This window comes from Lihuaxuella thermophila, assembly GCF_900110165.1.
Classification (GTDB): Bacteria; Bacillota; Bacilli; order Thermoactinomycetales; family Thermoactinomycetaceae; genus Lihuaxuella; species Lihuaxuella thermophila.
Genome location: NZ_FOCQ01000003.1, coordinates 303,944 through 327,974, shown reverse-complemented (window position 1 = coordinate 327,974; position 24,031 = coordinate 303,944). Strand labels below are relative to the sequence as shown.

Sequence of the window (24,031 nt, the reverse complement as noted above, 5' to 3'; positions counted from 1 at the left end):
GATTATTGGTTTATTGTAAAGTTACAAATACCAAACAAAGTTGCTTTGTCTCCTTGCCCAGATCAAAAATGAGAAAGGCAGTGGTCCAAATGTCAAAAAAAAAAGAGTTACCATGCAAGATATCGCAAACAGATTAAATATATCCAAGAATGCCGTTTCGCAGGCATTATCAGGAAAACCCGGAGTGAGTGAAAGAACGCGAAAACTGATTTTTAAAGTCGCGGATGAATTGGGGTATGAATACGCGGTAAAAAAGAAAAGCCCGCAGCGTGTTTTTCAACAGATCGGATTGATCGCTTCCGATTTTGCTTTCTCCCTTACCTTTTTTGGCGAAATTTATCTCAGCATTGAGAAAGAGATTTTAAAACGAGATATGAATCTGGTTATGCAATCCATTGATCAGGAAACAAAAGAGCGGCTCATCCTTCCTTCGTTTATAGAAAACCGCCAAATCGACGGATTGCTGATCCTTTCGCATATCAGTACGGCATATATTCAGAAGGTTGTCGACACAGGGATCCCGACGGTGCTGATCGATCACCATGATCCACGGATCCATGCCGACTGCATTCTCACCAATAACCGGTTTGGTGCTTATACAGCGGTGCAGCATTTAATTGATCTGAACCATCAAGAGATCGGATTTATGGGGAATATATCCTTTTCCCCAAGCTATCAGGAACGCCTGGAAGGATATCTTCTCGCCTTAAGCGAGAACGGAATCGCGGTAAATGAGGAGTATATCCTGAAAAATGCTCAAGAAAAGGAAGATTTTATTCACAAGTGGCTTGAACAGATCCCAAACCAGCCGACAGCTTGGTTTTGCGTGAACGACGGGCTGGGATTTCTGGCCAAAACCTGTCTGCAAAAGATGGGAAAACGGATTCCTGAGGACGTTTCGATCTGCAGTTTTGACAATGGTCAACTCTCCCGGATTTCCAACATCACCAGCATGGATATCGATTTGCAATATTACGGAAGGAAGTCTGTAGAGCAATTGTGTTGGAGAATGCAGAACCGGGATGAACCTTTCGTCGAAATTTTGTTGCCGTCCAAGTTGGTCCGTAGAGAATCGACTTCCTGCAAAACGGACAATGAGGGGAATTGAAAATGGATTGGAAACAGAGATTCATGCGCTGGATTCAATATCCGCTTTTGGATGAAGAATTGAAGCAAACCTTGAACCGGATGAAAAATGATGAAAAAGCACTTGAAGATTGCTTTTATAAAAACCTGGAATTTGGGACTGGCGGCATGCGCGGGGAAATCGGGCCGGGCACCAATCGTCTGAACGTTTACATGGTGCGCAAAGCGACGGAAGGGTTGGCCCGTTATATGGAGAAACACGGGCCTGACGCGATGAAGCGCGGAATTGTCATTGCCTATGATTCGCGTCATAAATCGAGGGAGTTTGCCTTGGAAGTGGCACGAACACTGGGCTTTCACGGCATCCCGGCTTATCTTTTCGATCACTTGCGGCCCACGCCTGAACTGTCATTTGCTGTCCGGTATCTACATGCATTTGGCGGCGTTGTACTGACAGCCAGTCACAACCCGCCGGAATACAACGGTTATAAAGTGTATGGGGAAGATGGCGGACAGCTGACCCCGCAGGCGGCGGATGCGCTGATCCAATTGGTGAACAGTGTGGAGGATGAACTGACCATTCCGGTTGCCGATGAGGAAACCTTAAAAAAGTCCGGATTCTTGAAAGTCATCGGCGAGGAGATCGATCGGGCCTATTTGGAGAAGCTGAAGGGCATTGTACTGAATCCGGAGATCATCGAGCGGAACAAACAAAACTTACACATTGTCTTCACGCCACTACATGGGACATCCTATCAACTGATCCCACAAGGCCTCAAAAACTTGGGTTTTCAGCATGTGACCATTGTAAAAGAGCAGGAATGGCCTGATCCTGGCTTTCCCACTGTTGCATCCCCCAATCCTGAAGAACATGCCGCTTTTGAACTGGCCATCCGGTACGGAGAAAAGATCGATGCGGATTTGCTGCTTGCGACTGACCCGGATGCGGATCGGCTTGGAGTAGCCGTCAAAAATGACGAGGGGACATACGTGGTGTTAACCGGTAATCAAACGGGGGCTTTGATGCTTCACTATATCCTTTCGCAGAGAAGGGAGAAAAATCTCTTGCCGGCTCATGGGGTCCTGTTGAAAACCATCGTTACTTCCGAATTGGGCCGGGCGATCGCCGGGGATTATGGAGTCCATACCGTGGATACATTGACGGGCTTTAAATTCATTGGTGAGAAAATAAAGGAATATGAGCAGACAAAAGAATTTCAGTTTCTGTTCGGTTATGAGGAAAGCTACGGTTATCTGATCGGCGATTTCGTCCGTGACAAAGATGCCGTGCAAGCCGCGCTGTTCATCTGCGAAGTCGCCGCATATCACAAATCCCGGGGCAAATCTTTGTACCAGGCCTTGACAGAATTGTTTGACCGGTACGGAACTTTCTTGGAAGATCTGGTATCCATCACCTTGAAAGGAAAAAAAGGCGCCAAGCGCATCGAAGACATCATGCAAACGTTCAGAACGCATGTGATCCGTGAAATAGCGGGTAGGAAAGTGTTGGCGGTAGAGGACTACTTCCATCGTCAACGGTTAGACTTGAAGGCACTTCAAACGGAACCCATCTCCCTTCCCGTTTCCAATGTAATTAAATATCATCTTGAGAACGGGGCTTGGTTTTGCCTCAGACCTTCAGGAACCGAACCAAAAATAAAATTTTACTTTGGGGTGAAAGAATCCTCCCGGCATGAAGGTCAAACCCAATTGGAAGTTTTAAAGGAAGCGGTATTAAATCTGATGGAGTCAATCTCATCCAAACGGTAGCGTTCTCTGCGCGGGCATTGTTTCCCGATCTGGTCGTCCGGTACTGAAGGAGGTGACGGCTGTCTGCCTATTTGACAAAAATTCAACATTAAACAATGATAGTTGAGTTATAATATCAATATATTATTCATCGACCGGAAGGTCTTATTTTATTTGGGGGAGGAATGTGAGTTGGGGTAATCGTGACCGTTGTAACCGGGTCAAGCAAGCAAGATTGGACCGATTTTGAAATTCCGTCTGACCTGCCGGTAGCCGAAGTAACCCACATGCTGGCGAAGGTCATCACAGAGGAAGAACTCCATGCCCGTGGCGGGCCATATCTATTGGAAGTCAAAACAAAAACCGGTGACTGGCGAAAGCTGGACGAGACTCAAACACTCGATGACTGTATGATTACGGATGGAGCTTATCTGCGGATCCAAACGAAACAAGCCCATGAAGACTGGCATGCTCTCATTGCCGATCAACTGGAGCTACTGTCTAAAGAAAAACTGAAAGAGTCTCTGGAAGCATGGCGGACTTGAGATCAAGGGAGAGAGTAGCGGTGAACGTTTTCTTTCAAAGATCGCCAAGACTGAGGCAAGAGTTGCCGCAAGCGGTGATAGAAATTCACCAACCTCCGAGAAAACCGTATCCACCTACTTTTTCTTATGTTTCTCTTATTATTCCTATACTGATGACGGCAGGTACAATCGGGCTTTATATGTACATAAACTCTTCGGGGAACGGCTATTACAACCCAAGTTGGTTTCTGTTTCAGCTCGTTTCGACCATGATGATGGCCCTCTCCTATCTCATTCCTTTTTTTGTCTACCTGTCTCAAAAGAGAAAATATAAATTACAACTAATCGAACGGGAGCAGAAATACAGGGAAATTCTGCAAAAGCACCGGGAAGAATTGCAAAAGCAATTAGAAAATCAGGCAGAGCTGTTAAGAGAATGGAATCCTTCTCCCAATCGCTGTATGAGCCGTATTCAGCAACGAGAAAGTTCGTTGTGGGAGCGTTCTCCTCATGATCCGGATTTTTTGGCCTTGCGCCTCGGGAATGGCGAGTTGCCTTCGTCCATCAAGGTGTTAACTCCCAAACAAGATGCTTTTGAACAAGATCCCTTGATTGAAGAGGCTGAACAGCTTGCACGGGATTTTCAAAAGGTGTCTGATGTCCCCGTCCTGCTGCCGTTAAACAAGGCTCACGTAGTCGGAGTAGTCGGAGACCGGCCATCCATTTTAAATTCGATGCGCAGCTTGGTGATCCAATTGGCTACGCATCACTCTCCGGATGAGGTAAAAATCGTTTCTTTTTTTCCTGAGGAAGAAGCCGATGAGTGGAATTGGATTCGCTGGCTTCCGCATGTATGGGATGATCAGCGACGGATGAGATTTTTGGCAACCAATCCCGGGGAAGCGCGGGAGCTGGTTGACTATTTGTACGAGATCCTCAAGCGCCGTTACCATAAACGCGAAGCGAACAACAGCCCGGAGCTTCCCTATTGGGTTTTTATTGTTGCCGATCCAGGGCTCATTGAAAATGAACTCCATTTATTACTGAAAGAATCAACCCAGGTAGGGGTACGCACCTTATTTCTGGCAGATTCAAGAGAAGCCCTGCCGATGCAGTGTCATGCTGTTTTGGAAGTTCATGAGAGTGAAGGGTCTCTGAAGGAAACCAATTACCTTCGCAAAGAAGGGCAGGAAAAATGGGACTATTCCTTTCAGCCCGATCGAGTGTCCAAAGAAATGGCCGATCAAACAGCCCGTTCGCTTGCTCCCATCCGTTTGAAAGCAAATAAATCCCGTGACATCCCTGAAGTCTTGACTCTGTTTGATTTACTGGGAGCAGAAAAGGTCGAAGATCTCAATGTCACGCATCGCTGGAAACTGAATCGGTTTCCGAAAATGTTGCCCGTTCCGGTGGGAGCGGGTTTGGCCGGGAAAAAGATTCATTTAAATATCCACGATAAGATAGAAAGAAAAGGACACGGTCCCCACGGGCTGATCGCCGGAACGACGGGATCGGGGAAAAGCGAAGTGATTCAGTCTCTTATTGCTTCTCTGGCTCTTAACTATCATCCTCACGATGTGGTCTTTCTGCTTATTGACTACAAAGGCGGAGGTATGTCAAACACATTCGAGAACTTGCCACACTCCGTCGGTTCGATTACCAATTTGGACGGAAACTTGATCGAGCGGGCCAAAGTTTCCCTGAAAGCCGAATTGATTCGAAGGGAAAAGATCTTAAAAGACGCGGGGAATTTACAGCATATTGATGAGTATTTCAAATCGGCCCGAAGCAAAGAACACCCCCTGCCGCATCTTGTCATCATTATTGACGAGTTTGCCGAACTGAAAAAAGAACAGCCTGATTTTATGAATGAACTGATCTCGATTGCTGCCAAAGGCAGGACATTGGGGGTTCATCTGATTCTGGCCACGCAGAAGCCGAGCGGAGTGGTGGACGATAAAATCTGGAGCAACTCCCGTTTTCGGATCTGTTTGCGCGTCCAAGATGAAACGGATAGCAAGGAAATGATCAAAATTCCCGATGCTGCCTGGATTACCACACCCGGCCGGGGATATTTTCAGGTGGGAAGCAACGAATTGCTGGAGCTGGTTCAGTTTGCGTGGAGCGGGGCTCCTTATCGTCCGGAGGCGGCAGAATCGCAGGAAGCCGTCATCAGGGAAGTGACATTGACCGGTAAGCGCATCAACCGATTCAAACAAGAATTGTCTCCGGAACATGCGGATGATGATGTCAAAAAGCAATTGCATGTCCTGGTCGATGCGCTGTGCAGTCAGGCGAAAGACCTGGGGATTCAACCATTGAGAGGACCTTGGCTTCCTCCTCTTCCTACACAGCTCTTTTTGGACGAACTGCTTCATCCAAACCGGAAGGGCTGGGATGGTCAAACCTGGCATCCGGCAGACCGGTGGCTTGAGCCCGTGGTCGGTTTGCTCGATGATCCCATGAATCAACGCCAGGAACCGCTCTCGATCCCTTTGCATGAAGGTCACCTGTCGGTCTATGGGATGCCCGGAACGGGAAAAACGACGTTCGTACAAACGATGCTGCTCGCTCTAGCCCTGGACCATTCGCCGGAAGACGTGCATATGTATGTGCTTGATTTTGGTGATATGTTCAGAGACTTTGACCATCTTCCGCATATCGGTTCCATTATCCGGGATGATGAGCCGGACCGGATTCGCCGCCTGTTTCGTTTCCTGCTTCAGGAAATGGTGCGGAGGCGGGAGCAAATGGCCCAAACCGGAGCCAAAACTTTTTCCGGATACCGGAAATCTTTATCCGAGCCGATCCCTGCGATTGTGGTTGTGGTCGACGGATACGTAAACTTCAAAAATACCTATGAAGAAGAACACAAAGACCTGGAACAATTACTGCGTGCCGGAAGCAGTTTTGGAATATATTTTGTCATTACGGCCAATCAGATTACCGATATGTATGACCGGGTCCGGAACAATTTCTCCCTCGCGGTTTCCTTTGAATTGGCCGATCCCAGTGACTATTACTTTGCCGTTGGCCGGATGAAAACACCGCCCGTCAATCTGCCGGAAGGCCGCGGATATGTAAAAGGAGATGTTCCTCCCCTGGAGTTTCAGGCCGCTCTGCCGTCTCACGGAAATGATGAAATCGAACGCGCCAGAACGTTGCGCCGCAGGATTCAGACGATCTCTGATTCATGGAGGGGCAAACGCCCGAAAGTAATCGAAACCTTGCCGGAAGCGATTCAATTGGAAACATTGCTGTCCAGGCATGCGAAAGATCCAAACGCAGCCAGACTTCCGACTTTGCAAGTTCCGGTTGCCATCTCCATGGAGGATTTAACTCCCTATTATGTAAGCTTAAAGGACGGCCCTTATTTTGTGGTTGGCAGTCCGATTGAAGGCGGAAAAACATCATTTTTGCAAACCTGGATCTTATCCCTTGCTTATTTCCATTCTCCATCACAAATCGAAATCTATGCGATTGACTTCCGCCCGAGTGCCCGCGGGCTCACCGCGCTAACCGGAATCCCTCATATGAAAGGCTATGCTTCGGATGAGAGCGAACTAGCCGACCTTCTGCAGAAACTGGAGGAACTGTTGAACAGCCGGACCAAGTCAAAAGTGCTGCCTGCGTTTGAAGAGAATACCGAAACGGGGGAACAAGATCCAGCTATTTTCCTGGTTATCGACGATGCCGATTATTTCAGCAAACGGATGACCAATTATGATTTGCAAAATGCCCTTACCCGGATGGTCAGCCAGGGAAGGAATAAAAACTTCTATATGGCGATTGCGGGTACACCATCCAATTTCCCGTACAGCAGCAATGACTGGCTATCCGAAATCAAAGGGATGGAGACAGGATTTTTGTTTGCCAGCCTGGACCCGAGTGATTTGTCGTTCTTTAAGATCCCGAGTTCAGAATCCAGGGTCTATTCCAATTCGCCCATTCCGAAAACATTACGGCCGGGAGAAGGATTTTTTGCGAAGCGGCGTTACGACAAAGTGAAAGGAGCCCTGCCTTTTTCAGAAAATCTCTCACCCTCTAAGTGGACCCGGCTCCTTAAGGAGCGCTGGTTGGCCTTGAAAAGCTGACCGTATGTACAAGATCTGTTGAATCTGAAATGTTACATTTTTTTCAAACAAAATTAATAGTGGAATATTGAAAATAAATTTCTATCTGTGTATAATTTTAGCAGAAATAATTTAATTGAATTTTAGAGGAGGTTTTTCAATGGCTCGTATCCTGATCAATCCGGATGAAGTGGAAGCAGTAGCGAAGGAATTTCAGGCCAAACGCGAGCAAAGCCTGCAAATCATCAATGCTTTGAACCAGAGAATCCAATCGCTTGAGGGTCAATGGGAAGGGATGACCAAACGAAGTTTTTTCCGGGACTTCCAAGAAGCCAAGAAAAATATGGATAACTTCGCTCAGCTTCTGGAAAACATCTCTCAGGCATTAACCCAGATCGCAACCAAATTCCGTCAAACAGACCAGGCTTAAACATCGGGTTCTGTTGCAAACATACCCAGTTCTTGTTTCAAACATACTTTGATCGGACAGAGTTGACCCAGGGTTAACCTGTCCTTTTTTGATTCAACGGATGGTTCCGGTCGGAAGATCTCCATTTACATAGACCGGTCCGGAATAAGGTCTTTTTATCATTTGTTTCTCAGCTCAAAAGCCATCCGGCTGACCGGATCATTTTTGGTAAAGAGAGGTGAAACCGTTGCGGAGAACGAAGAACGCCCGGCCCGGATGTGCAGTCTGATGGCAAAGCCTTGCTTCGAACGCAATCAATATGGTAAAACACGAGCGGAAGCGAAAACTCATTCCGGGAATGTGACCCGTTTTCCGTAATGGTGGATATGGTTCAATGTATGAATCGATTTGTCATCATTTTTCTCCTGACATTGGCAGGAGCGGGCATGCTGGGGAGCGGTACGGCTGATGCCGATGGGGGCAGTTTTCAGGTCCCCCAGGTAAATGACCATTTCAACCAGTTCCAACAAGGCCCGGCCCCGAAGAAAACGGAGCTGGTCACTCCGACGGTAAAGGAAGAGGGCGGGTTCTGGGATCGGACTGCCAAAGCCATATCCGGCGCCTGGGACTGGACCGCCGACAAGCTCTCCGGCCTCTGGGATTGGCTCAAGGGAGCGCTGGCAAAGATTGTTGAATTCGTTGTGGAAAACGTGAAATTCATCGTTGGCGTCGCCGTCTTGTTGCTTGCCGGCGCCGCTTATCTCCTGCCGGGACAACCCGGATTAACCCAGCTGAGGAATTGGGGAACAAGATTGGTAGGTGTCGATACCAGCCGTCCTTACGGCAGGTTAAAACATGTGAGGGTAAGCGATGAAGCCTTGGCTAAGGTTTCACAGTTGGTTTATTCAGACAATATTTCGGGTGATGATCTTGTAGAAGCATTCGGGGAAGAAGGTTGGATAGTTGCAGACAGAACAAATTCACTAAATGGTCTTCAGGCTTATGTATTTGTAAAAGATTCAACAAAGGAAGTTGTCATTGCTTTCAGAGGAACGCAGTTTGAACTTAGGGGAGCTAATGATTTTGCGGCAGATGCCATACTGGCGGCAGGGTTTGACTCTTTTAACCCCCAGGCAGCCTCAGCCAGGGAGTTTGTGGAAAAAACAATCAATAATCCGTATTATAAGGGCTATCAGTTCGTGCTGACCGGCCACTCATTGGGCGGCTACCTGGCCGTCGATTCGTCGGCCCAGTATAAAATTCCGGCCGTCACGTTTAATGCTGCCGGTAAAAATCTGTTCCCGAGCGTAAACGCATCGGCACTGCTCGGCCCGGAAGCGATCCTGGGGGTTTACGGGGTGAACATGCTGGACCCCGATAACCGGAAGCAGACCATCAACGAAGGTCTTGACAACTATGATGATCTGATCCGGAATTATAATTATGATCACGATCTGGTTGGCGGAGTCAATTACCGGCCGGGTGAGACCTACGTGATCGATAAACAGGGACAAGTGACGGAGGATGAAGGACTGGACAACGGCATATTCGATGCCAATCTCGATATTGGGAGCCATTCCATCAGCAACTTTACCGGATATGATGATAAAACAAAGCAACAGGTAGATACGCCGTTACTGGATCAATATGGGGAGGACGGAAATATAGCCCCCCGATAGAGAAGGGTGTGATGAACTTGACAGGAGTATGGAAAAAGTTAGGGGCATGGGCCGGATGCATGGTGATGATCTTTGTTGTCATCATAAGTGGATGCACCACTTCTGGCATTCAAACTGATATGTCAACAATGACTCGCGAAGAAGAAGCCAAGATCAAAGAAGCGGCGGTTCAGTATATGAAGGAGACTTATCAGAAGGACTTCGTGGTCACGGAAATCATTAAAGGCAATGAATTTACTGGTATTCATTATATCCGTGGCTATGTGGAAGATGGGAGGAAAACTTCTGTCTTAATTTCCGGAACTACACCTGAAAACTTTCATGATTCGTATCCCTACGCATTTTGGTCAAATGAATTAAAGCCTCATATGAAAAAGATTGCGAGTAAGACCATGGATCTCAGAAAAATGGAACATCTGACTTATGGTTATAAAGATCCAAAAGCGAAACCAAAATATACAGGGGATCTTCCGTCTGTATTCGAGTTGCTGAAAAAAGGGGACAAAGATCTGTCATTAAATGTGGTGTTAGAAATATATCAACATGGCGGACGGGAAAAAGAAGATATCGCGAGGTTTCTGAACGAGTTAAAAAAGATGAATTTTAATAAGGTTTCAGTAACGGTTTTTGTTCTAGAAGATCAATTGAAATCAGCGCCGAAAGATGAAGATCCCGGCAAATATCTTCTGGTCAGGTACAATATTACAGGTGATGCCCAGACGATCGACCCCACCCACCTGGACCCGTATAAAACGGTGATCAAAGAAAGCAAATAATAAGGGGAACTGAACGGCAAGTAATCATATGAGCCTCCTCAAACCGGGATGGGTTGACCCAGGGCCAACCTGTCCGGGTTCTTTCTGAAGAGCCGCCACGCAGAAAGACAGGCCAGTGGCGGCATTTTTCTGTCAGTTTCTCGGTGCCCAAAGAATTATGACAACGATCTGGTCGGCGGAGTCAATTACCGGCCGGGTGAGACCTACGTGATCGATAAACAGGGAAATGTGACGGAGGATGAAGGGTTGGATAACGGCATCTTCGATGCCAATCTCGATATTGGCGGCAGTCATTCCATCAGCAATTTTACCGGGTATGATGATAAAACAAAGCAACAGGTAGATACGCCAGTGTTGGATCAATATGGGGAGGACGGAAATATAGTTCCCCGATAGAGAAGGGTGTGATGAACTTGGCAGAAGTAGGGAAGAGGCTTGGGACATGGGCCGGATGCATGGTGATGATCCTGGCCCTCATGCTGAGCGGATGTACCACTTCCAGCGTTTCAAATGATCTGGCAACAATGAGTCCCCAAGAAGAAGCCAAGATCAAAGAGGCGGCGGTTCAGTATATGAAGGAGACTTATCAGAAGGACTTCGTGGTCACGGAAATCATTAAAGGTGATGAATTTACGGGTACTTATTTTATACAAGGCTATGCGAAAGACGGAAGGAAAACCCCTGTCTTAATTCTTGGAACTTCACCTAAAGACTTTAATGATTCTTATGCAGATGAATTTTGGTCAAATGAATTAAAGCCTCATATGAAAAAGATTGCGAGTAAGACCATGGATCTCAGAAAATTGGAAAGTATGACCTATGGTTATAAGGATCCAAAAGCGAAACCAAAATATACAGGGGATCTCCCGTCCGTGTTTGAGCTGCTGAAAAAAGGGGACAAAGATTTGTCATTAGATGTGGTGTTAGAAATTTATCAACATGGCGGACGGGAAAAAGAGGATATCGCGAGGTTTCTGAACGAGCTGAAAAAGATGAATTTTAATGAGGTTATAATGGAAATATTTGTCTATGATGACCAATTGAAATCAGCGCCGAAAGATGAAGATCCCGGCAAACATCTTCTGGTCAGGTACAATATTTCAGGTGATGTCCAGACGATCGACCCCACCCGCCTGGACCCGTATAAAACGGTGATCAAAGAAAGCAAATAATAAGGGGAACTGAACGGCAAGTAATCATATGAGCCTCCTCAAACCGGGATGGGTTGACTCAGGGCCAACCTATCCGGGTTCTTTCTGAAGAGCCGCCACGCAGAAAGACAGGCCAGTGGCAGTTTTTTCTGTTAATTTCTGGGTGACCAAAGAATCACAGCTGTTCCAATCAAACAGATACCTGCTCCGATCCAGTCATAAGATCGGGAGTTTTTTATCGATCCCCCAACCCCATAAAACGGAGAGGATGATAAAAACTCCCCCGTAAGCAGCATAAACCCGGCCAAACGAAGGAAAGGACTGCAAAGCCGCGATCACTCCGTATAAACTTAAAACGACTCCGCCGAGTAGTCCCCAATAGAAAGGTTTTTCTTCCCTCAACCAAAGCCAAATCCTTTTGTGCCTCTCCGGAGGTTATTTAAAAAGGATATCTTTTTTATGTCAATTCGGCAAATGGAGCGTGAGTTTATATAAAAATATACATCAAAAAACGAGGATGCAACGAATAAAAAAATAAGTTCCATTTCCTATAAGAAAGTTAAGATTTTCATTGTAAAATAGACATCAGACGCTTATGGAGGGGATCTTCCTCAATCACCCTCCTGATGATCTTTGCTATTATCATCTGCCTGTGGGCACTCGCTGCATAGATACGGGATTTGAGATTCCGTTTCAACAGAGATTGATCTATGCATATGGAGAGGGATTGCAACATGAGAAGGAAAATAGCAAATCTGATTTTCTCCGTCTTTTTTCTCGGGTCGTATCAGAGAAGAGCGGTGGGCGGAACGCTCGGCGTGCTGCTTGGAATCTTGCCGATTGGCCACACGGCATGGATCGTGGGTTTGATCCTCTGTCTGATTTTTCGCCTGAATCTGCTGGCCGTTTATGTGGGGATCTCTGTCTCGCTCTTATTTCCGCTCATTGTCGTGGCTGCTCATTGGTCAGGGATGGATCGTTTCTTTTCCTCTCCTGATTCCACGGCTCTCTACGTCATTGCGGGAATCCTTTTTTTGTTTTTGTGCTATTTGGCATTCCGCTGGATTTATAAAGATGTACATATCAGAGATTTAACCAATGGCGAAAAAATGTTTGTCTTTCATGATTTGGGAAAAAGATGGACGTTTTTGAAGCGAATCTTGCTCATTTTAGGCGTTCTCTCGCTGATCACTCTGACCGTGTTCGGGATCAGTCTGTACGATCATCCGGTCGTTACCCCGCTGGTGCAGAAGACACCCTCCGATCCGTCGATCCAGCCCATCCCCGCTGGGCTTGATCACTCGAAAAAAACAGCCCCCGCGTTTCCGGAGACCGACAGCCGGGAACAGCCAAAAGATTTGACCACGTATGCGTTTTATGTTCCCTGGGATTCAAAGGGCTGGTTTGACTTGAATAGTCTGGGTCATATCAAAGATATCGATGTTCTCATTCCGGAATGGTATTCCCTTCAGTCCGATCTAACCCTTGACATCAGCAGGCAAGAAAATGTGGATCAGCTGGCCAAAAAACATCATGTACAAATCATTCCCAGACTAAATAACTTTACGGAACAAAAATGGGACGGTTCCGCGGTCAGCCGAATGCTGGCTTCCCCGCAAAAGCGGGCCAGCTTGATTCATGAGCTGCATCAAGATGTTAAAAAACATGGATATGCGGGCATTAATATCTATTTTGAAAAGGTCAGACCCCAGGACAAAAAACGATTAACTGCATTTATCAAAGAATTGTCGACGGTTTTCCACCGGGACGGGCTCAAAGTGATCCATAGTGTTCCCGTCGATGATCCTGCTTACGACTATCGGGCTCTGTCTAACTATGCCGATTACCTGGATGTCATCCTGTACGAGGAGCACCATGAGGAAGGCGCCCCGGGCCCCATCGCTTCCTTTAACTGGACGAAAAAGTCGCTGGAGCGCCTGCCCGTCCCTGCCGGCAAACGAATCATCAGTTTGGGTACATACGGGTACGATTGGGCGGTTGGCAGCCGCAAGCCTGCGAAAGCCTTAACCTTTAACCAAGTGATGATGCTGGCCGACCGCTACCAGCTGAAAGTGGAGTGGGACGCGGCCAGCAGTAACCCTTACCTTCGCTATAAAAAAGGGAGCGAAGAGCACATCGTCTGGTTTTTGGACGCCCCTGCCTTTTATAACCAGCTTCGGCTTGTCCATCAATACGGGGCGGAAGGAATTGCGTTTTGGAGGCTGGGCTCGGAAGATAAAGCCATTTGGGATTTGCTCAAAGGAAAGCCCGACGCCGTCTCGGGGATGAGGCAAGTGACCAGCCCGATTCCCGAGTATATCGGAGACGGGGAGATCTTATCTGTCTCAGCTATAGAAAAACAGGGGAGCCGTTCCGTTGAGTTAGAAGAGGGAAACTGGATTAAGGATGTCGGTTACCAATCCCCTTCGGCGCCGCTTCAGGTGCAGCGGTATGGAAAAACAGCAGAGAAGAAAATTGCTCTTACGTTTGACGATGGTCCTGATTCTGCCTATACGGCTCAAATTTTGGATATCTTAAAGAAACACAACATCAAAGCGTCTTTTTACATCACCGGCGAAAATGCCGTTTTACATCCCGGCCTGGTGGAGCGGATGTATGAAGAAGGACATGAGGTCGGAAATCATACCTATTCTCATCCGCACTTGGGGCAAATTTCCCCATTCTTGGTCCGGCTGGAATTACATTCTACCCAGCGTCTGTTTCAAGCGTTTACCGACCACACCCTGACTACCTTCCGTCCGCCTTATCAAGTGGAATCGGAACCCCAGACCCGGGATGAAATTCGGGCGATGGTGCGCGGGAGCCAATACGGTTACACCATGATCAGCAAAAACATCGAGACATTCGACTGGCAGAAGCCGTCCAGCCGCCAAATTACCGAAAGAATCATGGAGCAGCTGAAGCTGGGACATATCGTGCTCTTGCACGATGCCGGCGGCGACCGTTCGGAAACGGTCAAAGCCCTGCCCGAATTGATTGAAAAACTGAAGGCACAAGGCTATCAATTCGTCACGGCAAGTGAGCTGATCGGAAAATCCAAAGATCAGGTGATGCCGGCCATTCAACCGGAAGAAAGGATTTATCTGCCGTTTGCCAAAGCCGTATTTACGGTGACCGGCTTGTTACAACACAGTTTTACATTCCTGATCTACACCGGAATTGGAATTGGATTTGTCCGCGTCGCCTTTTTAATGTACTTTTCCTTCCGGCAGCGAATCAAATTTAAGAGGCGTGTGCGGTGGCTGGACCGGGGGGCGCAACTGCTGGGTTTCAATCCGATGGTGAGTGTCGTCATCGCCGCTTACAATGAGGAAAAAGTGATTAATAAAACCATTCATTCCGTTTTACAAAGCAAATATGCGCCGCTGGAAGTGATTATCGTCAATGACGGCTCCACCGATCAAACCGAAGCGGTGATCAAAAGGGAGTTTGCCGGAAACCCTCAAGTTCGTGTGATCACACAGCCAAACAGCGGAAAAACGGCTGCGATTAACCGGGGATATCGCTTGGCGAGAGGGGAAATCATCGTATCCATCGATGCCGATACCCTGATCGCCGACCATACCATTCCCCTTTTGGTGCGACACTTCCAGGACGAGAAGGTGGCTGCGGTATCAGGCAATGTGAAGGTTGGAAACGTAAGGAATCTGCTCACGCTCTGGCAACATGTGGAATATATAACCGGATTTAATTTGGAAAGACGAGCTTTTGATGATCTCAACTGTATCCCGGTTGTTCCGGGTGCGATCTGTGCCTGGCGCAAAAGTGCAGTGGAAGAAGTCGGTTATTTCAAGCATGATACACTGGCTGAGGATACAGATATTACGATTACCCTCTTGCGCCACGGTTACAAGGTGGAGTTTGAAGTTCTCGCTTTCGCCTATACGGAAGCACCTGAGGACTTGAAAAGCCTCATCAAACAACGAACCCGTTGGATTTACGGAACATTGCAGTGCCTGTGGAAACACAGGGGGGCTCTTTTCTCCAGAAAGCAAAAAGCGCTGGGATTTGTTTCCCTCCCCAATATGTGGATCTTTCAGTACGGGGTGCAGACATTTTCTCTGTTCGTAGACCTGCTTTGTATTTTAAGTTTATTCACCGATCATGCCGTCACCACGATGACTTTCTACATCGGTTTTCTGATGTTTGATCTGTTGGCCGCTTACTTCGCCTTCCGGCTGGAAAAGGAAAGTCCGAAGCCGCTGATCTGGCTGTTTATCCAGCGATTTGTATACAGACAGCTGATGTCCTATGTGGTTGTCCGATCTTTCATCTTTGCATTCAAGGGGATTTCCGTCGGTTGGAACAAGCTGAAGCGAAAGGGACATGTTCAGCTCGAACAAGGCGATCCGTTGAAAGAAGTGGGATGAGCATCGGACATGTCCGGGAAAATGGAGGAGTTTGCAAAGCATCAGTGAATATGCCCGGAACAGAAAGACATACTAAGTCAAAAAGGATTGAATGATCGATGATGGACAAGATCATGAATAAACTGGGTTATGTGGTGATCGGACTGATTGTCTCTGCACTCCTTCTGATTTTAGTGATTGGCGTGAGAATTTAACCTTTCCCCTTGATGCAGAATCATCGCCGAACGAAAGGACAGCTGTTTTTTCCGCTGTCGAATCAATATGCCCCGGTCAAGCCGACCGGGGCATCGCTGTCAGGAAACAGGCGTATGTTTCAACCATTTGTCCAAAAAGTCGTAAGCCATCTGCCGAATCGGAGAAGGGAAATCGTGGCCGCTGTTTCCGATCAACGAGACGAACCGGTCACCCGCGCCGAGCTGATGATAGAGTCGGGTTAAATCCAGCAGGGCTTCCGATGCCGGTTGCCAGTGAGGAAAAATATCATCCAGTTGCCCTGTCCAGTTAAAAAAGGGAACGGGAGCGGCCAGAGCTGCGATCTCATGCCATTCAAACGGAACAGTTCCTTCGTTTAAATCGTCACTCAACCGCGGGATATGGGAATACCAGTCCCTTTTTCCCCAGCGGTGGGGGTCAGGGTCACCGGCAAAAGTACAAAAGCCGCAGCTGGACACGATGGCCCGGATTCTCCGGTCGATTCCGGCCAGAAAGAAGGCATTATACCCGCCCTTTGAATGTCCGATCGCTCCGATTTTTCCGGGGTCGACGAAGGGCAATCGGCACAGGAGGTCGATCCCCTGGCGATGATCCGCCAGCATTTTGCCGACTGCCGTCCAGTCCGGGTGCTTCTCGTAGAAAGGAGCCGTGAAAAAGGGGTCGTGCCCCTCATAGATTCGTTCTCCTGCTGTAATGGAATCAGGTGCAAGCACGACGTATCCTCTTGTCACGAGTTCCAAACCGTATCTTCGGTTTTCTCGCCCTTGCGGTGTCGCGACATCCGCTTTGCCTTCCGCAACGGTTGGGTGAAGAGCCAGTACGGCCGGGAATCCGGCGGAAGCTTTTTGATCAAGAGCGGCGGGAATTAACAAATAGGCAGTCACTTCATCCCCGTCAACCGTATTGTACACAATGTGTTGACGCGTATGATCCGCTTCCGGTGTTTCGGAAAGAATGCGGTACTGTACGGGTACGGGATCGGGCAGGCCGCCCAGATAACGGAGCCATGTCCGCAGGATGCCGTCTCTCTTTTCCTTCCATTGCTCATGGTTTTCGATGTTTTTGAGGAGGGAAGGGATGCCTTTTGCATTCAGCTCGGATAATCGGTAGGTCATTCTCGTTTCTCCTCCGGTTCCGCATTGACTTGATAACTCCATAAGCGGCTGCCGCTCCCGTAATAGATTCGGCCGTTTAGAAAGGCGGCCCCGACGGTGATCGTCCGGGGCGGAACCGCCACCCTCTGTGCTCGGAACGTTTCGGGTTCAATGCGGATAATGGCCTGACTCAGCAAAGCGTAAATGGCTTGATCCGTTCCTTTGCATAAGCCGTTTCTGACGATCAGACCGTAAGGGGACAGATCTTCTTCATAGATCACGTCTTGCGATTCGGGATCAAACACAAAATAGAGGGAATCCGATGTGAGGGCATGTACGTGCTGAAGGTGATCGATTTCCATCACGGAAATCTCTCTCGCCCCGTCGACCGGGATCGAGCGGTAAAGAATTTGTTTCGTCGGCCAGTGCATGCGGTAGATGTTGGCGGCGCGCTCCCGCGGCCGGGCTCCGCCCGGAGTTTCGATGCTGGTGCCTCCGAGCAGGTCGCCGTCCTTCAAAACAACCAGCGAGTGGGTACTCTGGTTGGGAACAATCGCTGTGTCAGGTATGACCTGTTCATCCCGGGTTCGGATGTTGAAGATCACGAGGGAGCCACCGACAGCACCATACCCCGGAAACCCTCCGAAGATCACGTGTTTCCCGTCCGGATGGGCCGCTCCGCAGCGTGGCCGGAAGATTCCCGGATAACTGGCGACCCGTTTCGGATTGCGGTCGTCGGGCTGGTGGATGTTCAGCGGCTTTGAGGTGTCAAACAGATGCAGATGTCCCCCGGCATAAGCGGCTCCCGCGATCACGCCTCCTTGAACGGCGTAAGCGCAAATATTTCCGCCGCCTCCTTCTTCCACAACGGCTCGTCCGTAGTCGAGGAGAAGTCCGGTTTTCGGTTGATAGGTAAAAAAGTGGAGCGGATGATTGGAAGTTCCGTACACGTTGCCGTCCGGTCCCGCCACCAGCGGAGACAGATCGGCTCCTTCAGTATGATAGCGGAGCGGGATCTTCCGGATTTCTCCCGTCGCCGGATGAGAGATCCTTAACTCACGATCAGACAGGCTGAAGTCTTCAATCACCCGGCCATCCGGAAAGGTCCGGTGGATCCGGTTGAAACCCTGACCTGTATAAAGGGAAGGAGAGACCTCGCCTTCTTCTGCCGGGATAGCCCTGCCGGCGAAAAATTTTTTCCACCCCGCTTGTCCGGTTTCCGTCCGGGGTTCATTGCAATGTCCGTACACGTTGCCGTCGATGCCCAGATGAACGTACCCGATCCCCTGTGTCCGTTTTTCCTCAGGGATGAGCGAATGTTTTTCCCCGGTTTTCGGATGAAAAGCGACCAGATTTTTCCGTTCGGTCCCGATTCCGATGTAAACCCATCCGGAACGGTCAACAGCTAAACTTCCCGCATAGTTTTGCTCCTCATCCATTTGCCCGTAATCGATGATCTCCCGGGTCTTAGGATCATAGCGGAGCAAATGGCAATGCGGGTAAGTGGTTGTAAACACAAAGCCGTGCTCATCCTCGGCAAAGCTGAAGCCGACAATGGTTTCATCCGCACACGGCCGGGCTGAAAACACACATGTTTCAGCAAAAGGATCAAAGACCATCAACATGTCTCCGGCCCCGGTGTAAAAGAAACCCTCCGTACTGCTCATGCAGGCAAACGGATAATCGAAAAGCCGGTTCGGAAAGTAGACTTGCCGGCACTTTCCCGTGTCGGGGTCGACAATTAGGATGTAACCTCTGGCCGCGATGACAAACCGGGATTCCCCCTGCCCGTTGGAACAGACGGCGGCAGTGCGGGCCTCGTCCGCGGCGACGGGGATTCCGTGATCGATAAAGCCGGCTCCATCCGTCGGTATCGTAATCACCCCACTTCAACCAATTACTTACAACATACCCGACGTTATAAAAATAGTCAATATATTCAGCCTTCATGCAGTTGTGGGAGTGTGATATTTTAATTTTACAATTATATGGAATAAAACAAAATGATATAATATTCTGTATAAAGGAGGATAAGCGGACGTCAGATGGAATGGTGTCCCTTTCATGGCGGTTCAGTGGTTTGATGCTCCCTTGGTCGCCGGTTCAGGGACGGATCTCCATGTTGCCCGGTGGAGAAGTCCTGCTTTTTTGAGGCGAAATGAAAGTTTGTTTTTCAAACGGGTAAAAACAAGAGAATACAGGGGGGTAACGGCAGATGAAAATTCCACTGAAGGGGTTGGCTTTTTTTGCTGCTGTGATGTTAGCGCTGGTGGCTGTTTTGCCTGTGCCGACAGCCACAGCAAACGAACCGCCGGCAATCGCGTCATCGGAGAATAAGGCTGGCGTTCAGGCGGAAGACTCGCAGCAAACAGGGCACAAACACCGGTCGGAATATGAATTCAGCTTTAATATGCCGGATCGGGTCGGAGTCGGTGAATATGTCAGCGTACCGGTTACGCTGCAAACTGAAGAAACCGGTAAAGAAGGCTACGAAAATGTGCATATACGCGTTGAAAAAACGCTGGGTCCCGGAGATGTCCTCTTTCGCGCAACCGATCACGACCAAAAGATCCATACGTATATCAATCGCGGGGACTGGGGCAAGCCGGGATTTGATTTGCCTCCGGACTACAGGGAAACGACCGAGTGGACATTCAAATTTTCCAAAGTGGGTACCTATCTCATCACGTTTAAACTCGTCAGTCAAAAAGGGGAACTCCTCGCCAAAAAACGGGCAGTTGTTCATGCCCAGCCGGCTTTTGCCGACCTGGGTGTTCAAGTCTCCAGCTTGACGATCATGACCGCCGCGTTCGGTCGGGACGCATCCGGGAACGACGTCATTTACACGGTTGTGGTGGGAAACCCCGGTAAACTGGTGGTGATGGATGCTGAATCGGAAGAGATCTTGAAGGTGCTCGATCTTCCGGGAGCAACAGGAGCGTGGGCGATTACGGTGGCGAGCGATGGAGCCGCTTATGCCGGCACATATCCGAACGGGCATTTGTACAGGTATCAGCTCGGGGCGGACCAGGTGGAAGATTTAGGACAACCCGCCCCCAATACGACGGTGATTTACGGACTGAACCCGGGCAAGGACGGGAAGGTGTACGGCGGTACTTACTGGAGCGGTCGTGCGTTTGAATACGACCCCAAGAAAGGCTTCACCGATTTCGGGCAGATGGCGGAAGGGGAGGAATATGTGAGGAGTTTGGCCTATGATCCTGAGGCACACGTCATCTATGCCGGGATCGGAGCACACGCACACCTGATCAAATACAATATTGCGACAGGTGAAAAAGAAAATATTTTGCCTTCCGAATATGCGAACTACATTTCTGTCTACGACTTGGATTTAGAAGGAGGCAAGCTGTTTATCAAGCTTGAGCCGAACTACCGGACGCTCGTGATGGACATAAAAACCGGGGAAATCGAGGCAGAGCTGACGGTTCACTCAAGGGGGGTCAGTCCGTTATCTCCTGATGGCAAGGTGGTTTACTATACGAACGGTGGAATTTTGCATGCCTACAACCTGGAGACGAAGATGTCCGAAAAAGTGAAAGTCGGCGGGAACGACGTGGATTTTAAAGCGAACGCGATCGGCTGGGACTATGTGCGGTTAGATGATCCGGACTTTCCGGGCGATACGTTGTTTGGTTTTGTCGGCAATTACGAAGGAAAGGCGTTTAAATACAATCCTCTGTCAAACAGTTTGAAAGCGTTCACCATCCCTTTGCCGAAACAGCCCACTGACATTTTTCACGTGGGCTCGGGACCGGACGGGAACATTTACAGCAGCGGTTATATCTCCGGCGGTGTGGGTGTATACTCGCCCGTGACGGCGAAGAAAGTACAGTACACGGGTTTGGGTCAGGTGGAAGGCATGACATCCGTCGGCCAAAAGATGTATTTTGGGGTTTATCCCCGTGCGAGAATTTATGAATACGACCCGGGGAAACCATGGCAACGAAACAGTAACCCGAAACAGTTGTTTGACCTGTACGGCCAGGAGCAGGATCGACCGGTGGCGATGGCCGGTTCGGCAGAAAAAGGGAAACTGTTTATCGGGAGCGTGCCGGATTACGGCCGGCTGGGCGGGGCGCTTTCAGTGTACGATTTTGCCACCGGAAAGCTGGATATTCACCGCCACATAGTGCAAAACCAGAGCGTGGTTTCCCTCGCCTACAAGAACGGCAAAGTATATGCCGGAACAAGTATTTACGGAGGCATTGGGCAAGATCCGGTTGAACAAGAGGCAAAATTGTTTGTCTGGGATGTGGATCGGGGAGAGAAAACATTTGAAACGGTACCTGTTCCAGGAGAAACGGTAATCCGGGCATTGACGGTCGGACCGGACGGAAACATTTGGGGGCTGGCGGAAGGCACGTTGTTTATCTTCGATCCCGAGACGAATACCGTCATCTATAAAGAGGATAAATTTCCGCAGATTCAGGTGTCATTTGAGAGTGCGGCCGCAGATGTTGAAGCTGCCTCCACGCGCGGGGGCGCTCATTTGGAGCTCGGAAAAGACGGTTATCTTTACGGCACCGCGGACGGAAAGTTTTTTAAGATCAATCCCTATACCAAACATGTCACCGTCCTCCGTGAACAAGAATCGTTCCGCCTGGCCCGAGACTGGATGGGTAACTTTTATTTTAAAAACGGGCCTGCGATTTCGTATGGAAATACCTTGTGGCGATACACGATTGAAGACCGTACCGTTTCCGTGACCGGAGTCGTGCTGGACAGGACCGCCTTGCATTTATCCGCCGGAGAAACAACGTCACTCACAGCAACGGTTGAGCCTGTGTTTGCGACCAACAAAGATGTGGCCTGGACATCGAGCAATATCGGGGTGGCGACGGTTGACCCGAATGGCCGGGTGATTGCGGTGGGGCCGGGAACAGCCGTGATCACCGTGACAACGGATGACGGAAGTAAAAAAGCGACCTGTGTGGTTCAGGTCCAATAAACGTGTTCGGGAGAAGCGGGAGAGGCGGCAAACCCTCTCTCGCCTTCATCATCGTGCGTTGCAAAAGGGGATTTCGGATGGGTGAATCAAAGATGGGGAAATGGAAAGCACGTTTGTGGAGGGACCGGTATCTGTTCTTGCTGCTTTTCCCGGGCCTGCTGTATTACATCGTGTACAAGTATATCCCGATGTTGGGAAGTGTGATCGCCTTTCAAAAATACAGTCCGTTTCTGGGGTTCTTTGACAGTCCCTGGGTGGGCTTGGCCAACTTTGAAAGAATCTTCGAAGATGCCGAAGTGGTGCGCGTCTTGTGGAATACATTGCTTTTGTCGTTCCTGCAAATTGTTTTTGCTTTTCCTGTTCCGATTTTGCTCGCTCTGATGTTGAATGAACTGCGGAATAAACTGTATAAGCGGCTCATTCAGTCGCTCGTCTACTTGCCCCACTTTTTGTCATGGGTAGTCGTGATCGGCATTGTCACGATCTTTTTGCGCAGTGAAGGAATGGTCAATCATGTGTTAAGCAGTTTGGGAATTCAGCCCATTCCCTTTTTAAACGATCCGGACTATTTCATGCCGCTCGTTGTGCTGGAGGTGATCTGGAAGGAGTCCGGCTGGGGGACCGTTATTTTCCTGGCGGCTCTGGCAGGCGTCAATCCACATCTTTATGAGGCCGCGATTGTGGACGGGGCGAACCGATGGCGGCAAATTTGGCACATTACCCTGCCTGCGCTCCGCAGCACGATTGTCATTTTGTTCATCCTGAGGTTAGGGACTGTACTCGACAGCGGATTCGAGCAGATCTTTCTCATGTTAAATCCGTTTAACATGGAGGTTGGCAACGTACTCGACACCTATGTTTACTTCAAAGGGATTCAACAGGGAGATTACAGTTTTGCAGCGGCTGTCGGGTTGTTCAAAGGAGTGGTGGGGCTTGTCCTCGTCGTCATCGCCAACCGTCTGGCCAAACGGTTCGGTGAAGAAGGGCTTTATTAGTCATGCGGAGAGGAGGGAAAAGGCATGCATCACCGGACACTCCCCGACCGCGTTGTCGACATCCTCAATGCGGCTGTATTGGCTGTGATCGCGTTTACCATGTTGTTTCCGTTTATTTACATCTTTGCCGTTTCGTTTTCATCCCTGTCTGCCTTTTCGCAAAGCGACCTGATCTTGTGGCCCGAAAAATGGGTCACGGATGCTTACGAGTATATCCTGGAATCTGAAGCGTTTATCCGCTCGCTGTATGTGACGGCATTCGTTACGGTGGCCGGGACTTTTGTCAATCTCACCGTTACCTCCATGATGGCGTATGCGTTGTCCCGGCCGATCACCGGCGGACGTATGTTCCAGTTCATGGTGCTGTTTACCTTTTTATTCACCCCCGGCATGATTCCGACTTACCTGATCGTCAAAGCGACGGGTCTCATTGATTCTGTTTGGTCGCTGATTCTGCCGGCGGCCGTCAACTCCTTTAATTTGATCGTCATGCGGCAATTTTTCCTGAACATTCCCAACGAACTGAACGAGGCGGCGGTCATCGACGGTGCAAACGATCTGCAAATTTTCTTCCGCATCATTCTCCCCTTATCCAAACCGGCGCTGGCAGCTTTTGGTTTGTTCTATGCCGTGTCGCACTGGAACAACTATTTTGCCGGCCTGCTCTATCTGAATGACCCCGCCAAATGGCCGATTCAAGTGGTTCTCAGACAAATTGTGGTTGTAGGGGAGCCGACCGCCACGCTGGGGGGACAGCATTTGCTGGAGAATCCGCCTCCCCCGGAGACGGTTCAAATGGCGGCCATTCTGCTCGCCACTCTCCCCATCCTGATCATTTATCCGTTTCTGCAAAAGCATTTTGCAAAGGGAGTGATGCTGGGGTCGATCAAGGGGTAGCATCGCGGGTTCTTGCCCGCAGGCG

15 protein-coding genes and 1 pseudogene are annotated in these 24,031 nt (G+C 49.1%); 13 read left to right on the top strand and 3 right to left on the bottom strand.

Annotated features, from left to right (window positions below):
- Window positions 1-112: 112 nt before the first annotated feature.
- The 9 genes from BMW55_RS05065 (at window position 113) to BMW55_RS05020 (ending at window position 11,468) form a co-directional block, all read left to right on the top strand.
- A complete protein-coding gene (locus BMW55_RS05065) occupies window positions 113-1,108 on the top strand; it encodes a LacI family DNA-binding transcriptional regulator (RefSeq protein WP_089965958.1) in 996 nt (331 codons plus the stop codon).
- A 2-nt stretch (window positions 1,109-1,110) separates the two neighbouring features.
- On the top strand, window positions 1,111-2,856 hold the full coding sequence (locus BMW55_RS05060; protein ID WP_089965956.1) for a phospho-sugar mutase: 1,746 nt from the start codon (window positions 1,111-1,113) through the stop codon (window positions 2,854-2,856).
- A 182-nt stretch (window positions 2,857-3,038) separates the two neighbouring features.
- Window positions 3,039-3,380: an EsaB/YukD family protein gene (locus BMW55_RS05055; protein ID WP_170839747.1), complete on the top strand. Its 342-nt coding sequence runs from the start codon at window positions 3,039-3,041 to the stop codon at window positions 3,378-3,380.
- A gap of 20 nt (window positions 3,381-3,400) precedes the next feature.
- On the top strand, window positions 3,401-7,453 hold the full coding sequence (essC, locus tag BMW55_RS05050) for a type VII secretion protein EssC (protein WP_089965952.1): 4,053 nt from the start codon (window positions 3,401-3,403) through the stop codon (window positions 7,451-7,453).
- Between the two features lie 139 nt (window positions 7,454-7,592).
- The gene (locus BMW55_RS05045) at window positions 7,593-7,862 is read left to right on the top strand and encodes a WXG100 family type VII secretion target (protein WP_089965950.1); all 270 of its coding nucleotides are present in this window, start codon (window positions 7,593-7,595) and stop codon (window positions 7,860-7,862) included.
- A gap of 377 nt (window positions 7,863-8,239) precedes the next feature.
- Window positions 8,240-9,520, top strand: coding sequence for a Tle-like phospholipase domain-containing protein (locus tag BMW55_RS05035; RefSeq protein ID WP_089965946.1), 1,281 nt, complete (start codon window positions 8,240-8,242; stop codon window positions 9,518-9,520).
- A gap of 65 nt (window positions 9,521-9,585) precedes the next feature.
- Window positions 9,586-10,296, top strand: coding sequence for a hypothetical protein (locus tag BMW55_RS05030; protein ID WP_139179441.1), 711 nt, complete (start codon window positions 9,586-9,588; stop codon window positions 10,294-10,296).
- 207 nt (window positions 10,297-10,503) lie between these two features.
- Window positions 10,504-10,692: a hypothetical protein gene (locus BMW55_RS05025; RefSeq protein WP_089965942.1), complete on the top strand. Its 189-nt coding sequence runs from the start codon at window positions 10,504-10,506 to the stop codon at window positions 10,690-10,692.
- Window positions 10,693-10,703: 11 nt separating this feature from the next.
- A complete protein-coding gene (locus tag BMW55_RS05020; RefSeq protein ID WP_089965940.1) occupies window positions 10,704-11,468 on the top strand; it encodes a hypothetical protein in 765 nt (254 codons plus the stop codon).
- Between the two features lie 131 nt (window positions 11,469-11,599).
- Here BMW55_RS05020 and BMW55_RS05015 read toward each other — a convergent pair.
- Window positions 11,600-11,861, bottom strand: a pseudogene (locus tag BMW55_RS05015) (YnfA family protein).
- A gap of 320 nt (window positions 11,862-12,181) precedes the next feature.
- Between BMW55_RS05015 and BMW55_RS05010 the strand changes: the two are divergent.
- Entirely contained in the window at window positions 12,182-15,838 is a 3,657-nt protein-coding gene (locus BMW55_RS05010; RefSeq protein WP_170839746.1) for a glycosyltransferase, read from the top strand.
- 293 nt (window positions 15,839-16,131) lie between these two features.
- Here BMW55_RS05010 and BMW55_RS05005 read toward each other — a convergent pair whose 3' ends face one another.
- Window positions 16,132-17,166 carry a dienelactone hydrolase family protein gene (locus BMW55_RS05005; protein ID WP_089965936.1) on the bottom strand — a complete coding sequence of 345 codons (1,035 nt, stop codon included), beginning with the start codon at window positions 17,164-17,166 and terminating at the stop codon, window positions 16,132-16,134.
- Window positions 17,163-19,028, bottom strand: coding sequence for a hypothetical protein (locus BMW55_RS05000; RefSeq protein ID WP_089965934.1), 1,866 nt, complete (start codon window positions 19,026-19,028; stop codon window positions 17,163-17,165). Before BMW55_RS05000 ends, BMW55_RS05005 begins: the two co-directional genes overlap by 4 nt.
- 332 nt (window positions 19,029-19,360) lie before the next feature.
- Here BMW55_RS05000 and BMW55_RS04995 point away from each other — a divergent pair, with 332 nt between their 5' ends.
- From BMW55_RS04995 to BMW55_RS04985, 3 genes are all read left to right on the top strand, one after another.
- Entirely contained in the window at window positions 19,361-22,114 is a 2,754-nt protein-coding gene (locus BMW55_RS04995) for an Ig-like domain-containing protein (RefSeq protein WP_089965932.1), read from the top strand.
- 77 nt (window positions 22,115-22,191) lie between these two features.
- Window positions 22,192-23,109 (top strand): ABC transporter permease, encoded by a 918-nt coding sequence (locus tag BMW55_RS04990; RefSeq protein ID WP_244527439.1) that lies wholly within the window; start codon window positions 22,192-22,194, stop codon window positions 23,107-23,109.
- 24 nt (window positions 23,110-23,133) lie between these two features.
- On the top strand, window positions 23,134-24,006 hold the full coding sequence (locus tag BMW55_RS04985; RefSeq protein WP_089965930.1) for a carbohydrate ABC transporter permease: 873 nt from the start codon (window positions 23,134-23,136) through the stop codon (window positions 24,004-24,006).
- Window positions 24,007-24,031 lie beyond the last annotated feature (25 nt).

Coding starts and splice junctions, on each gene's coding strand:
- BMW55_RS05020 (WP_089965940.1), top strand. CDS start 10,704: ATGAACTTGGCAGAAGTAGGGAAGAGGCTTGGGACATGGGCCGGATGC.
- BMW55_RS05030 (WP_139179441.1), top strand. CDS start 9,586: ATGATCTTTGTTGTCATCATAAGTGGATGCACCACTTCTGGCATTCAA.
- BMW55_RS04985 (WP_089965930.1), top strand. CDS start 23,134: ATGCATCACCGGACACTCCCCGACCGCGTTGTCGACATCCTCAATGCG.
- BMW55_RS05060 (WP_089965956.1), top strand. CDS start 1,111: ATGGATTGGAAACAGAGATTCATGCGCTGGATTCAATATCCGCTTTTG.
- BMW55_RS04990 (WP_244527439.1), top strand. CDS start 22,192: ATGGGTGAATCAAAGATGGGGAAATGGAAAGCACGTTTGTGGAGGGAC.
- BMW55_RS05035 (WP_089965946.1), top strand. CDS start 8,240: ATGAATCGATTTGTCATCATTTTTCTCCTGACATTGGCAGGAGCGGGC.
- BMW55_RS04995 (WP_089965932.1), top strand. CDS start 19,361: ATGAAAATTCCACTGAAGGGGTTGGCTTTTTTTGCTGCTGTGATGTTA.
- BMW55_RS05010 (WP_170839746.1), top strand. CDS start 12,182: ATGAGAAGGAAAATAGCAAATCTGATTTTCTCCGTCTTTTTTCTCGGG.
- BMW55_RS05045 (WP_089965950.1), top strand. CDS start 7,593: ATGGCTCGTATCCTGATCAATCCGGATGAAGTGGAAGCAGTAGCGAAG.
- BMW55_RS05005 (WP_089965936.1), bottom strand. CDS start 17,166: ATGACCTACCGATTATCCGAGCTGAATGCAAAAGGCATCCCTTCCCTC.
- BMW55_RS05065 (WP_089965958.1), top strand. CDS start 113: ATGCAAGATATCGCAAACAGATTAAATATATCCAAGAATGCCGTTTCG.